Consider the following 15,023-nt stretch of genomic DNA (forward strand, 5'->3'; position numbering starts at 1 on the left):
CGAAAGTCTAATCAAAATTATGGCTGAATATCATTTCCAGATGTGCTGTACAAGCCAATCATGCTTCCTGTAAAACCTTTTGCAACATCGGTAGAAAGGATATCTCCAGAAACTGTTCCGCCAAGATTTTTAAAACTTTTTCCGTCAAGCGAATAGCTGAAAGAATAGGCATCTCCTTTGGCTTCCACTTTAAACTGAACGTCCTTTCCTAGGCTAATTTTTTCGCTTGCGATAACTTTTGAATGGTCACTTTCTGTTCTTTCCAATACGATATAAAAATCGTTTGCTTTTTTGGTTACCCCGAAAACATAATGGAATTTCTCATTCTGATAGCAAACAATTCCTGCCAAATCTTTATCTGATTTTGGTTTGTATTTTAAAGTTGCATTTGCTTCGAATGTAGCATGTTGTTGCCTGTAAAAAAGGGTTGATGTTGGAGCCATCGCCTTGATATTAGACGAAAAAGTCTTCATTTTCAATCCTTCTTTTGAAACCGAAATAAAGTTTTCTCGTGGACCTCTAAGACCAATCCATCTCATATCTAACCTTTCGTTTTTGAAATTTTCTGTGAAAGTGAAATTTCCGTTAGGGAAAAATCCATTCTGACCCGTTTGATTTTGAACACCGGCTGGCATTTTCAATTTTGGTTGCAACGGAATTAGTCCGTTTTCGAAAACTGGAAATTCTCCACTCCAATCAATTGGTAAAATAAACGTTTCACGGCCTGTATTTACACGAAATTTGTCGTTTGGACGAACTGCCAAAAACACGCCATAATATTTTCCGTCTGGCCCTTCAACCAAATCAGCATGACCTGCCCAATCTACCTTGTCTTTTCTATCTTTTACGAAATATCTTTGCGTTAAAATGGGATTGTTTGGAGCTGGTTTGAAAGGTCCTTTTGGATTATCACCCACCAAAATTACTTCACTATGCCAATCTCCAGTTCCACCTTCAGCACACATCAAATAGTAACGACCATCCTTCTTGTAAATATGTGGTCCTTCAATCCAAATTGGTTTTTGGGTAATATCAATTCCTCCATCCACAATAATTTTGTCTGACCCTGGAATTACTCTATCATTCTCTACATCATAATCCCAAATTTTAATGACACGATGTCCACTGTACAATTCTTTTCCTTGATCTGGAGCGTCGTTATGCACAACATATGCTTTTCCGTTATCGTCAAAAAAAAGTGAAGGATCAATTCCATCAAATTGAAGTTTTATCGGATCACTCCAACCTTTCATCGGATCTTTGGTTTTAACGACCATGTTCCCCATTCCTCCAGCAAATTGCGTCGTAATCATGTAAAACGTATCGTTGTTTTTATTGTACTTGATGTCTGGAGCATAAATTCCTGCTGAAATTCCTGCACTTTCAACTTTTAGCTGTGAAGGACGGTCCAAAACGTGACCGATTTGTTTCCAATTGACCAAATCGTTAGAATGAAAAATTGGCACTCCAGGAAACATTGCAAACGAAGAATTTACCAAATAATAGTCATTTCCTTTTTTGGTAATACTTGGATCAGGGTAACATCCTTGGAGAATTGGAGAATAAAATTCATCCGCTTTTAAAGGATTGTTGGTATAAATGGCATCATTACCTCGGTAACTAAAATTTGAAAAAGTTTGTGCAGATAGACCGCTAACCGAAAGCAAAGCTGTAGCTACAAATAGATTGGCTTTATTTCCAAAAAATCCTAAATTGAATAGATTGTGTTTCATTATCTTATGTTTTAAAAGTGTTTTTTATGTGATTTTTAAATATTAGTTTTTATTCATTCAAGTTATAGGCTGTATCCAACAACCGAACCTCAACTATCTTTGAAGTAGGCAGATTATCTTGACCAGAAAATTTAACTGTGATGGTTTCCTTTGCATAATCAACCTCCGAAAGCGGTAATTGCAAATACTGCACTGAAACACCTGATGTTCCCTTCATTTCTTTTGTAATTATAGATTTCCCATTAATGCTGATGTTCATTACACTCTTTGCATCGGCATCAAAATAGGCTACATATAGATATCGAGCATTGCCAGTTTTATTTTTCATTTGATAACTGAACCAACCCTTAGCATCCCTGAAATGTAGGTCTTCCCTGTAGCCCGTGTTGGAATTTTCCATTTGAATGAAATGATCGGCCTCTGGTTGTTGTTCACCGGCAACCAATTTATCTGTTGTTATAGCATCTAGCTTGAGTTCTTGATTTTCTTTTTTGGCTCTTTGTTTTTGTAGGGCTTCCACTTTTTCAGCATCGGCTTTTGGCCAATAAATTATATAGCGTTCGGCTTGAATCTTATAAAAGGGTAATAGATCAAATCCTTTTGAGAATTGTTCTTGGTATATGCCATCCAGATGAAAGGAAAGTGGACGCTCCTTGATTGTTTTGATATGCCCCAACAAGGAAGCTGAACTTTCTAATAGTATTGGAATCTCTGCCAATGGAATATGTTGTCCGTTAGCAATATGACCACCCCTGCTATCATCTGCAAAAAGTCCCTTTTGGTTTTCACTTCCATAACTAGAAGCCAAAAGCACCGGGCCATAAGTAAAAGCATAATAATCCGACCCATCTGGAAGCTGTTCTTGCTGGAGTCGCATCGGCACTTGAAAAACTACTTCATCGCCTTTTTTCCAATCTCTGGAAATAGTGTAATAGCCGGATTTATCTTCTTTAGTTTTGTATTCTTTTCCGTTAATGAGAATTTTCACCTTTTGCTTTTCTGTCCATTTTGGAGACCTTAGTTTCAAGGAAAAAAAAGTTTTCTTTTCAACATCAATCGTCAACTTCGTAGAGGCTTCTTCTGGGAAATTATTTTCCTGAACGACTTTGACTTTTTTAGATGTCCAATTGAGCTTTGATGGAATAAAGAGGTTCACATATAAGTTGTTACCCTGATGGGCATAAATCATTTCGCCATACTTGACATGGTTTTCCATACCCGAACCCACACAGCACCAAAAACTGGTTTCTGGTTTAGAATATACACGATAATGACCTGGCCTCATCGGTGTAAAGTAAACAAACCCTCCTTTTTCAGCGTGTTGGGTAGTAAGAATATGGTTGTATAATGCTTTTTCATAATACTCTATGTAGTCCGTCGTTGGCGAAGTTGCATAGAGTTGCTTGGTGAGCTTGAGCATGTTATACGTATTGCAAGTTTCAGGACCTTCTATACTTTTGATCATGCCCGAAAAATCATCTGTAGCGTTAAAATGTTCGCTCACGCTATTTCCTCCAATGGCAACCGATCGCTTTCCTGTTACATTTTTCCAAAAAAAAGTGGAAGCATCATCCCATTGCTTATTTTTCGAAAGATCAGCAATTCGTTTAAATCCGATCACTTTTGGAATCTGGGTATTTGCGTGCATACCATTCAGATTATCCTGTCCTGCAATCAAAGGATCTAATATTGCTTTGTGAGAGAACTTTTGAGCGAGTTTTAGATACTCTTTATTACCCGTCATGTCATAAACATCTGCAAAAATCTCATTCAATCCGCCGTGTTCACTTCTAAGCATGTCTTGGATCTGGATTTCATTTAGCCCAGAAACTTCTTTCATCATCCAATCTGTAAGGGCTATAAGCATCTCTCTTGCTTTGTCATTTCCTGTATAAATATAGGCATCACGCAGGCCTGAATAGGTTTTATGGATGTTGTATAGCGGAACCCATCGGTCATTCAATCCGAAAGAACTGGCTTTGATATCGGCATTGGCTATTTCTTTCCATATCTTTTTTCCACTTGGAATACCAGAGAGATACCCATCTCCGTTTGCCTTTTGACAACGTTCCAATTCGGCTACAAAATAATTTACCTTGGCTAGAATAACATCCTCTCCAGTTGAAGCATACAGCAATGACAATGCAGAAAGGTAGTGGCCTCCAATATGACCGTCCAATCCTGTACTTTCCCAGTTTGGATAATTCTCTTTCTTAGAAACTAGACCTGCTTCTTTAAGATAAGGTGCCAAAAGTCTGTCGGCATCCATTTCAAGCAGATATTCCCTATCCTTTTCCATGGCCTTGCTGAAAGGGCTTTCCAACAGTCTCACCTCTTTTAAATCAAAATACTCCAAAGCCTCATTTTGGGCAACTGCATTAAACCCTAAAAACAGCCATAAAAAAGCAATTTTATTGCAGTAAAAACTTGTATGAAAGGGAGCTTTAGGATACATAATTATAAGAATTAGTACTTAGGATTGACTTTACAATATTACATTTATTTTAATATAAAGCAAAATATGAAATCAATAAATAAATTATTATCAATTAAATAACATATTTAATGATTATAAATAAATGTAATATTTACATTTATTAATTTTATTGAAGAATTTGCAATGATATATAATTTAGAATTTTGCAGATTAAGCGAAATCGATTGAATAATTAGGGTAATACCTTTTTGAAAAGGGAAAAATGCTAATCTAAAATAAAAAAAAATGTATTTGAATCAAATCCGAAATTTTGGGTTTGCGGAAGAAAATATAAAATTTTATATGATAAGAAATCTAAAAAAAACTAGTTAAAATACTTCTACACTAAAATTAAGTAATTGTTCTACTTGCTGCATCGAAGTATTATCTTCAGTAAAATACCGAACAATCGAACAAAAAATAATTGTGTAGCGTTTTCTCTGCTCAATATAGTCTTTGCAATTCAACACGATTTCGTAAGGGTAGATCTTTTGCCAAGAATTTAGCAGGCGTGTTTTTAGATACCAATGTATGCCTATAAAAAAAGAATTTATCGACTACTCAAATACTATTTTTCTAAAATATGCTATCTTGCGATACCCTAATAGTCCCCCAATAAATAAGATATGCCCCTTTTTTATATCTTCTTTTATCGTTGTTGCAAAGTATTGTTGCCATTTTTGGCATTGATGTCTTTTCCTTGTTTTTCACAACAAGATACCTTACAAAATCTAATCCAAGCAGATGATCCCTACAAGATTAACGAGTTGGAAAAGTGGTTCAACAAAAATCTGTTTTCTTACGAACCAACCCATAGAATAAAAATGCTCCATGACCTTGAGCAAATCGCCCTAAAAAAAAACGATAAGATTACGCTTGCTTCGATTGTTTTCTATCGCGGTTTATATGTCATTGCTATGGACGGACAGCAAGATAAAAAAGGCATTGCCCAGATGCAAAAGGCAATAGCAATGTCGGAAAAAAATGGACAGCAACTTCAAGCCGCCTATTTTCGGCACTCTTTAGGCTACTACTATTTTACCCACACCAAAAAACCTGTGGAAGCCCTGCAAAATTTGCTTCAGGCCCATTATGTTTTTGACGAGATTGGATACAAAGACATTTATAATGCGGCGGGTATGCTAGATCGCCTGGGCTATGTCTATTATCATCTGAGCAACTTTAATGAAGCTGTAAGGTACTTTAAGCTGAGCTTGAAGAATCCTATGGAAAATCCAAGGCGTCACATAGGCATACTCAACTCGATCGGACTGAGTTATCGGGAACTTGTTGAGCCGGATAGCGCCAAAAAATATTTCAAGCAATCCAGACATCAAGCGGTAGTTGCCAAGGATACGGCATGGATAGGTATCAATTCTGGCGATATAGGGCGACAATATCTCAGCGAAAAATCATACGGACGTGCCAAGCCGTTTATGGAGGAATACTACAACTGCAGTCTGACAGTGAACAACACCGAATTGATTGTAGAAGCACTTACCGGTTTGGCAGACATATCGTTGCATACTGGAAAGGTTGACTTGGCACTGCAACAACTTCAACAGGCGGAAGACTTATTGGAAGAAGCCTTTAAATCCGGCGATATGCCTGTTCAGAATTACGTTCGAAAACAATACCTCTTCAATGTGTTTTCCAAGGTTTGGGACGCACGTGGTAATACGGAGCGTTCACTGGACTATCTCAAGGCGGCCAACACTATTAGGGACAGCATCGAACGCCGTGCAAGACTGTCGAAAAATACGTCGATTCTCCAAATGTTTGAAGCACAGCAAACCAACAACCGCTTACAACTTTTAAGAGAAGAAAAACAGGCGGCCGAAATGATGCAGAAGCTGTACATTTCATTAGGAGTACTACTTGCAATAGTAATTGCACTATTGTACAGCAGGCAACTTCGAGAAAGGAAAATCCAGAAACAGAAAGAAGGGCTACTACAGTTGGAAAAAGAAATGGCCGAAAACGAACTCAAATCTTCCCGCGAACAACTCGAGGAATATGTGCGGAACCTACGGCAGAAAGCCGACCTTCTGGAGAAAACACAATCTGAGATGAACCTGATGCGGCGGCAACACGAAATACCTGTCGAGAATGAACAGGCTGTATTGCAAAAGCTTCGTTTTGCAACCATCTTGACGGAAGAAGACTGGACACGCTTTAAAATCTTGTTTGAAAAAGTGCATGCCGGATTTTTTACAAAACTTAAAACAGCCTATCCTGAATTTACCCCGGCTGAAATCCGTTTGTGTTCCTTGCTGAAACTTGGATTCAATTCGCACGAGATGGCGGCAATGACTGGAATCAGTTCGATGAGCATCAAGAAAAACCGACAAAGGCTCCGTAAGAAAATCAATCTTTCGAAAGAGCAAAAACTGGAAGACCTGTTCTTGGATTTCTAAATAAAACTACTGCAGTTACTTTTCTGTTTTTGGTTTACTTCTTATTATTATAACACTGAATTTCTTTATAAATCAGTTGATTATCAATTGTCCCCCTATTTGTCCCCCCTCCTTTTTTAACAAAAAATTTTAATTCTACTACATTTGGTCTTGGAAGATTTTGCGGGAACTTTTCGTTCCTAATACCCCTAACCCTTCCCAACATAATCAATTATAGTATGAACAAAAGATTACACTCTTTTTTTAAGGTGATCCTGTTGATGGCGTTGCTTAATACAGGATTTGACATGAGCGGCCAGAAACTCTACTGGAACAAAAACAATCCAACCAAGATTGAAAGCATCAATTTTGATGGTACAGCACTGAACACCCATTACGCAGCAACAGGTTTTGCTTCTTGGCATGGATTAGAAGTAGACTTAACCAACCAAAAAATGTATTGGTACGATCAACTTCAAACTTCGTTCATGAAAGCAAACCTCGATGGGACTAATGCCACTATCCTTGTTACAGACGTATATTCTATAACTGGCATGTCAATAGATTTTACAAATCAAAAACTATATTGGTGCTCCTCTGATGGCGAAAATAGTATTATCGAAAAGGTCAATCTGGACGGAAATGAAAGAACTATAGTACTAACAACCGTAAATTATGGATATTTTAAGGACCTAAAAGTAGATTCAACCCACCAAAAAATGTATTGGTACGATGAGTATTATTATAAAATCTTACGCTCGAATTTGGATGGTACCAATTTGGAGACTTTTCTTGACATCAATTTCGGTAAAATGGTTATCGATGAGGCGAATTCAAAATTATATTTCTCTAATATTGACAATGGTGATATCTCTATAGAAAGTATTAATCTGGATGGATCATCTCGCACATTTTTAGTAGGTGGGTTCTTTGTTTGGTCAGTAGATGCTCTAGCACTAGACAAGATCAACAATAAAATTTACTACTGGGATGGTGCCAATAACGAAATCAAAAGGGTCAACACCGATGGTACCGGCAACGAAGTATGGCGTAACAATATGCAAGACATAGGTTCATTGAATATCCCAGATGCTTTACCTACCTCAATATCCTCCAATCCTTCTGCCGCTACCATCTGTGCAGGAGGCAACACCTCTTTTTCTATTACAGCCAGCAATGCAACAGGCTATCAATGGCAGGTCAATTCCGGATCAGGATTTACAGACATCAGCGATGGCGGTGCATACAGCGATGCTACAACTGCAACACTCACCATCACAGAAGCTACTTCAGAAATGAACGGCTCTACCTATCGTTGTATCGCCTCAGCAAATTCCTTCCCTGATGCAACCTCTGAGAGTGCCTCACTGACGGTGTCTGAAAATATAACCTATTATGAGGATTTTGATGGAGATGGATACGGAAACGGAATGGTGACTACAGACTCTTGTACAGGTGCACCGGAGGGCTTTGTTTCTAACTTTAGCGACTGTGACGATGATAATCCTAACACTTATCCGGGAGCAGTTGAAATCTGTGATGATTGGTCAGACAATAACTGTGATGGGAATGTTGATGAATGTGTCTTAGCCATAATCACCCATCCCGCTCATGAAGTAACAGTCTGTCTTGGTGAAGATGACTCCTTTTCGGTAACCGCTAGCGGTGCGGAATTTTATCAGTGGCAGGTCAATGATGGCTTCGGATATACAGACATCGGTAACGGGGACCTATACAGCGGTGTCGACACAGCAACGCTTACTATAATCACCCCTTCAATGGAAATGAATGGCTATGTCTACCGTTGCATTGTACGTGGCGGTGGGGATACGGCTACTTCCGACCCAGGTTTACTTTTCATAAAAACAACAATGGTCTTCACAGGACAGCCTTATCCTGCCGAATGGTGTTTAGGCGAAGTTGCCACCTACACTTGTTATGCCATCAGTGCTACAAACTATCAATGGCAGGTTAATGACGGTGCTGGGTTTACAAACTTGGAGGATGAAGACGTTTCAGAAGGAGGACACTATTCGGATGTTCACACCAGAGAACTATCGATCTATAATCTGAACACTTCCATGGAAGGCTTTACTTACCGTTGTGTTGCTTCCAATGAGTGTGCATCTGATGTAATCTCAGATCACGCTGCTTTGACAATCCTAGATTCAGAAAATGCAGTATATTATGAGGATGCTGATGGAGACGGATACGGAAACCCCGACAGCAGTATCTCTTACTGCTATTTACCGGAAGGATATGTTTTAAACGCGGACGACTGTAATGATTATGAGGCAACTGTTTATCCTGGAGCAGAGGAAATCTGTGGCGACGGGCTTGACAACAACTGCGATGGCAACATCGATGAGGATTGTGCATCCTGTCAAACGAACGCTATATGGACTGGTAGTTTTTGGATTCAAACAGAACCATTGGCAGATTCAAATGTCATCTTCGCTGGCGACTATACCTCGACAGGAAATTTTGAAGCCTGTAGCATTCAAGTAATAAATAATGCTGTAGTAACGTTCGCCTCTGGCCACAACCTGATTGTTGCAGAATCTGTAATAGTGGATCCTACCGCCCAACTGGTATTCAGCAATGGTGCAAACCTTTTACAGCATCCGCTTACAACCACCAACGAAAATACAGGAAGCATCACCTTCCACAAGGACAGCAATGCCCTTTATAATCTGGACTACACCCTTTGGTCTTCGCCAACAAGCGGGACACAGACCTTGAAAAATTTCTCACCAGATACTGTTGACGCGAGCTTCTTTGTGTACAATACAGCGTTGAGTGCCTACAGCAACTACCTGAGCCAATCGGGTATCTTCGGGAGCAATCCTAATGCGGTTACCTTCACATCTGGGAAAGGCTACCTTGTAAGAATGCCTGCCGGGCTACCTGCAGAAGCTACCTCTGTATTCAACGGCGTGTTCGAAGGAACACCAAACAACGGAGATATCAGCATACCCCTATCCAATCAGGGCGGACGTTTCAATGCAGTTGGAAACCCTTATCCGTCGCCAATCAGCATCCGTGACTTCATCGATGCCAACCAAGCACAGATGGACAACGGTACGCTTTATTTCTGGAGAAAGAAAAACCTGGCGGCAACGGCAACCTATGTAACCGTTACCAATATGGGAAGCGCGGCTGTGGATGAGCCTTCGGATTCTTCAGGATCTTTTACAGGTGATCCTTCTGATTGGGTGATCCAACCTGGTCAAGGCTTCCTTTTCAAGGCTTCTACCACTGCAAACGAGCTTAGCTTTAACAATGCTATGAGGAGGCCAAGTAGCATCGGACCTTTTTTCCGATCTGGTGCAACGACCATGGATGCCACTGACAACCAATTGTCGCGCATCTGGCTGGACATCAGCAACAGCAGCACAAGTTTCGGACAGGCAGTAATCGGATACAGCGCCAACACTACGAACGGACTCGACTTCGGTTGGGACGGAAGATTATACAACGACTCCGACCTATCTATTTATACAAAGGCAGATGCCACCAAACTGGCCATACAGGCAAGGGCTTCGTTTACAGAAAATGATGCCGTTCCCTTAAGCTACAAGGCAAACAATGCCGGAATCCTTACCTTGAAAATGAGCAACTACGATGGATTGTTCGCTGGGAACCAACAGGTTTACCTTAAAGACAACGTGTTCAATATCTACCACGACTTGAAAGTTGGTGATTATACTTTCTCTTCAGAAGAGGGGACTTTCGAAGACCGCTTTGAGGTGGTGTACATGAATGCAACACTTGGAACAGAGAATCCCATTTTTGATGCAAACAATGTGATCATCTACAGGGAAGGAAACACCCTGAAAATAGATGCTGGAAAAGTGTCGATGAAACAGGTGGATATCTTTGACATCCGCGGAAGACTGCTCTACAGTGTTGCCGATGTAAACGCTACAACGCTTGCCATCAGCGATCTTATGGTTGAACAGCAGGTACTGATCGTTCAGATCACCAGCGAAAGCAATACCAGAACAAGTAAAAAAATAATCTATTAAATAAAACAATTATGTTACGTAAATTTTTAAAAGTCTACCTATTTGCAGCAATTCTTTTCAGTGATTTTCTAATGTTTGCTGACGACAATCCGGGTACCGGAATGGAGGACGAGAACGGGAACACGGACGGTTCAGTCGAGCAGGCCCCAATCAACGGATGGATGATCTATATGATGTTGCTAGGCATCTGCTTTGCCTTCTATTATTTAAAGAACAGGAAAACACAAGTCAGCTAATTATTGCCTTCGCGGCTAGATAAAATCCCGGTGCATTATAGCATCGGGATTTTTTTATGGATCAAGTAGCTTGCATCAACCTAGAATCTTAAAATAGGCTATTTATCGTTACAAAACTGACAAAGCGTTTTTCTTTGCCTATTTTTGCATCTTGAAAGCAGCCAATTTTCAACCCAATGGATTCATTTACCCAAATCGTTCTAGGAATTGCCACAGCCGAATTATGTGCTGGTGAAAAACTGCAACGAAAGACTTTCCTATACGGTGCCATCCTCGGTACAATTCCCGATTTGGATGTCGTTGTCGGACAATTTATGAATCCCGTTGATGGCGTGGCCATCCATCGGGGCTTGAGCCATTCCCTACTCTTCTTTATAGGACTTTCGCCGATGTTGGGCTGGGCTATTTCCAAATTCGAAAAAGGAAAAATCAGTTTCAAAAGTGCTACCACTATGGCGTTTTGGTGTTTGATAACTCATGTTCTTCTCGACTTGTTTACCTCTTGGGGAACACAAATCTTTTGGCCAATTCCCGATCGCATTGCTTTAAAAACCATCTTTGTCATCGACCCACTATATACTTTGCCATTGATGGTTTCGTTGATGATGGCATGGCGAAAGAAAACATTTTCTTTACGGAAAAAATATGTCCTACGAGGCATTTACATCAGTTCGCTTTATCTGCTTCTCACTTCCGGATTGAAACTTTATGCCCTGAATCAATTTGAAGATGCTTTGAAAAAGCAAAAAATCGAATACAGTACACTTATCGTAAAGCCAACCGCCTTCAATTGCATCTTATGGAATGCAAACGTTGCTACAAACAATGCCTATCTTTTAGGTGATTTTTCTTTGTTCGACAGCAAGCCAATCACATTTGAAACCTATGCTAAAAACAATAAATTGACAAAAGAACTGGAAGGAAATCCAGATTTTGAAACTTTAAAGGAGGTAAGCGAAGGATGGTTTATCGTCACTAAAATAGATAATCTTTACTATTTTAATGACTTGCGTTTTGGTTTGCTAACTAAAGATCCTAGACAACCACAATTTGCCTTCAGCTATGTTTTTAAGGAAGAAAATAGTAAACTCAAAGCCTATGAAGTTCCAAAACAAAAACGCGATGGAAAAGCTTTGATGAAAGGCATCTTCAATCGCATCAAGGGAAATTGACAACTTGCTTAATTGTTCTTCCATTTCCCTTAAACATAAACAAAACCCTTCCAAACAATTTATTAAATAATTTACATACTACAAACCAAAATAGTAACTTTGCTTCCGACCTATTCGGAATTGCCAAAAAATATGCTAGAATCAGACAATACTATAGAAGTTTTAGGAGCCCGCGTTCATAATCTCAAAAACATAGACATTTCAATTCCTCGTGAGAAATTAGTAGTTATCACTGGACTTTCAGGATCTGGAAAATCATCACTTGCTTTCGACACCATTTATGCCGAAGGACAACGACGTTATGTGGAAACTTTTTCGGCTTATGCCCGACAGTTTCTTGGTGGTTTAGAACGTCCGGATGTGGATAAAATTGACGGACTCTCCCCTGTTATTGCCATCGAACAAAAAACAACCAGCAAGAGCCCGCGTTCGACCGTTGGAACAATAACTGAAATTTATGATTTCCTCCGTTTGCTTTATGCAAGAGGTGCCGATGCTTTCAGTTACAACACTGGCGAAAAAATGGTCAGTTACAGCGATGAACAAATAAAGGAGCTAATTTCGGAAGATTTCAAGGATAAGAGAATCAATATTCTGGCTCCCGTTATTCGTGCCAGAAAAGGACATTATGCCGAATTATTCCAGCAAATTGCCAAGCAAGGATTCCTAAAAGTCCGAATCAATGGCGATATAAAAGACATCACACCTGGAATGAAACTGGATCGTTACAAGACACACGACATCGAAATTGTAATCGATAGAATTGTAGCCGATAACAGTCCTGAAAGCGAAAAACGTCTGATGGAAAGCATCAATACGGCAATGTATCACGGCGAAAATGTCTTGATGGTTTTGGAACAAGACAGTAAGGATGTTCGTTATTTCAGTCGGAACTTGATGTGTCCTTCAACGGGAATTTCCTATCAAAATCCTGAACCCAACTTGTTTTCGTTCAACTCTCCAAAAGGTGCTTGTGATCATTGCAACGGTTTGGGAATGGTAAACGAAATCAACATCAAAAAAATAACTCCTAACCTAAAAATGTCCATAAAGCAAGGTGGGTTTGCTCCTTTGGGAGAATATAAATCGACTTGGATTTTCAAGCAATTGGAAATTATCGGAGAAAAATATGGCTTCAAAATCACTGATCCAATTGAGTCGATTTCTGAAGAAGCAATGGACACGATTCTAAATGGCGGAAAAGATAAATTTGCCGTAGCATCAAAAACGTTAGGCATCACAAAAGAATACAAGATTGAATTTGAAGGCATTTCGCATTTCATCAAAAATCAATTTGACGAAAGTGGTTCAACTTCCATAAAACGTTGGGCAAAAGAATTCATGGATGAAGTGAAATGTCCTGTTTGTGAAGGTTCCCGTTTGAAAAAAGAAGCGCTTTATTTCAAAATCAATAACGAAAATATTCACGAATTGTCTTCGATGGATATTTCAGATTTGACCGTTTGGTTCAATGATTTGGAGAACCATTTATCGGATAAACAAAAACGAATTGCAACCGAAGTTATTAAGGAAATCAAAGACCGTTTGGCTTTCCTGATGAATGTTGGTTTGGAATATTTGGCTTTAAGCCGAAGTTCAAAATCACTTTCGGGTGGAGAAGCACAGCGAATTCGATTGGCTACCCAAATTGGTTCGCAATTGGTTGGGGTTTTGTATATTTTGGATGAACCAAGCATAGGTTTGCACCAAAGAGATAATGAAAAACTGATCCGCTCGTTGGAACAATTACGAGACATCGGGAACTCTGTTATTGTCGTAGAACACGACAAAGATATGATTGAACGTGCCGATTATGTGATTGATATTGGTCCAAAAGCAGGAAAATATGGTGGCGAAATCATCAGTAAAGGAACTCCTGCGGAAATTCTGAAAGAACACACTTTAACCGCTTCCTATTTAAATGGCGAACGTGAAATTGAAGTACCAAAACAGCGTCGTGAAGGAAACGGAAAGTCAATGAAACTTACTGGAGCAACTGGAAACAACCTGAAAAATGTTTCGATAGAATTGCCTCTGGGAAAAATGATTTGCGTAACGGGAGTTTCAGGAAGTGGAAAGTCAACCTTAATCAACGAGACCCTCTACCCGATTCTGAATGCGTATTATTTTAATGGTGTAAAAAAACCACAGCCTTACAAAAAGATTGAAGGTTTGGAACATATCGATAAGGTCATTGACATCGACCAAAGTCCAATTGGAAGAACGCCACGTTCTAATCCTGCGACTTATACAGAAGTTTTTGGAGAGATAAGAAATCTCTTTACCATGACTTCTGAAAGTATGATTCGCGGTTACAAAGCTGGACGCTTTAGTTTTAACGTAAAAGGTGGAAGATGTGAAACTTGCGAAGGTTCAGGTGTACGAACGATCGAAATGAATTTCCTTCCAGATGTTTATGTGGAATGCGAAACCTGTCAGGGAAAAAGGTTCAACAGAGAGACTTTAGAAATCCGATATAAAGGAAAATCCATCTCGGATGTTTTGAATATGACGATTGATGAAGCCGTTCCGTTTTTTGAAAATATACCAAAAATCTACCGAAAGGTAAAAACATTGCAAGATGTTGGTTTGGGTTATATCACTTTGGGGCAACAAAGCACAACACTTTCGGGAGGAGAAGCACAACGTATCAAATTGGCAGGAGAATTGGCTAAAAAAGATACAGGAAATACCTTTTATATTCTCGACGAACCTACGACTGGTTTGCATTTCGAAGACATTCGCGTCTTGATGGAAGTCATCAATAAATTGGTCGATAAAGGCAATACAATTTTGATTATCGAACACAATATGGACGTTATCAAGTTAGCCGATTATATTATTGACATTGGTCCAGAGGGGGGAAAAGGCGGTGGAACTGTTGTAGCTAAAGGAACTCCTGAAGAAGTGGCGAAAGTGAAGAAAAGCTATACGGCTCAGTTTTTAAAGAAAGAGCTTCATTAATAATTTTAAAGATCTAAA

The 15,023-nt window shown here is 39.4% G+C and carries 7 protein-coding genes; 5 read left to right on the forward strand and 2 right to left on the reverse strand.

What is annotated here, in order from left to right; genetic code table 11:
* Positions 1-17: 17 nt before the first annotated feature.
* Positions 18-1,733 carry a glycoside hydrolase family 43 protein gene (locus J2X31_RS12560; protein WP_310027150.1) on the reverse strand — a complete coding sequence of 572 codons (1,716 nt, stop codon included), beginning with the start codon at positions 1,731-1,733 and terminating at the stop codon, positions 18-20.
* A gap of 49 nt (positions 1,734-1,782) precedes the next feature.
* Entirely contained in the window at positions 1,783-4,188 is a 2,406-nt protein-coding gene (locus J2X31_RS12565; RefSeq protein WP_310027151.1) for a beta-L-arabinofuranosidase domain-containing protein, read from the reverse strand.
* A gap of 1,160 nt (positions 4,189-5,348) precedes the next feature.
* Between J2X31_RS12565 and J2X31_RS12570 the strand changes: the two genes are divergently transcribed.
* The 5 genes from J2X31_RS12570 to uvrA all read left to right on the forward strand — a co-directional run bounded on the left by J2X31_RS12570 (position 5,349) and on the right by uvrA (position 15,005).
* Positions 5,349-6,626, forward strand: coding sequence for a hypothetical protein (locus tag J2X31_RS12570; protein ID WP_310027152.1), 1,278 nt, complete (start codon positions 5,349-5,351; stop codon positions 6,624-6,626).
* A 218-nt stretch (positions 6,627-6,844) separates the two neighbouring features.
* The gene (locus J2X31_RS12575; RefSeq protein WP_310027153.1) at positions 6,845-10,633 is read left to right on the forward strand and encodes a RemA C-terminal-like gliding motility protein; all 3,789 of its coding nucleotides are present in this window, start codon (positions 6,845-6,847) and stop codon (positions 10,631-10,633) included.
* Positions 10,634-10,644: 11 nt separating this feature from the next.
* The gene (locus tag J2X31_RS18290; protein WP_510184080.1) at positions 10,645-10,869 is read left to right on the forward strand and encodes an Fjoh_0651 family PID-CTERM protein; all 225 of its coding nucleotides are present in this window, start codon (positions 10,645-10,647) and stop codon (positions 10,867-10,869) included.
* Positions 10,870-11,045: 176 nt separating this feature from the next.
* Positions 11,046-12,041, forward strand: a complete 996-nt coding sequence (locus J2X31_RS12580) for a metal-dependent hydrolase (RefSeq protein ID WP_310027154.1) — start codon at positions 11,046-11,048, stop codon at positions 12,039-12,041.
* A gap of 132 nt (positions 12,042-12,173) precedes the next feature.
* On the forward strand, positions 12,174-15,005 hold the full coding sequence (gene uvrA / locus J2X31_RS12585; RefSeq protein WP_310027156.1) for an excinuclease ABC subunit UvrA: 2,832 nt from the start codon (positions 12,174-12,176) through the stop codon (positions 15,003-15,005).
* The last annotated feature ends 18 nt before the right edge of the window (positions 15,006-15,023 follow it).

This window comes from Flavobacterium arsenatis (assembly GCF_031456785.1).
GTDB classification, from domain to species: domain Bacteria; phylum Bacteroidota; class Bacteroidia; order Flavobacteriales; family Flavobacteriaceae; genus Flavobacterium; species Flavobacterium arsenatis.

What these genes read in the sequence shown, in the direction of transcription:
- J2X31_RS18290 (WP_510184080.1), top strand. Translation starts at nt 10,645, where the DNA reads ATGTTACGTAAATTTTTAAAAGTCTACCTATTTGCAGCAATTCTTTTC.
- J2X31_RS12575 (WP_310027153.1), top strand. Translation starts at nt 6,845, where the DNA reads ATGAACAAAAGATTACACTCTTTTTTTAAGGTGATCCTGTTGATGGCG.
- J2X31_RS12570 (WP_310027152.1), top strand. Translation starts at nt 5,349, where the DNA reads ATGCTAGATCGCCTGGGCTATGTCTATTATCATCTGAGCAACTTTAAT.
- uvrA (WP_310027156.1), top strand. Translation starts at nt 12,174, where the DNA reads ATGCTAGAATCAGACAATACTATAGAAGTTTTAGGAGCCCGCGTTCAT.
- J2X31_RS12565 (WP_310027151.1), bottom strand. Translation starts at nt 4,188, where the DNA reads ATGTATCCTAAAGCTCCCTTTCATACAAGTTTTTACTGCAATAAAATT.
- J2X31_RS12580 (WP_310027154.1), top strand. Translation starts at nt 11,046, where the DNA reads ATGGATTCATTTACCCAAATCGTTCTAGGAATTGCCACAGCCGAATTA.
- J2X31_RS12560 (WP_310027150.1), bottom strand. Translation starts at nt 1,733, where the DNA reads ATGAAACACAATCTATTCAATTTAGGATTTTTTGGAAATAAAGCCAAT.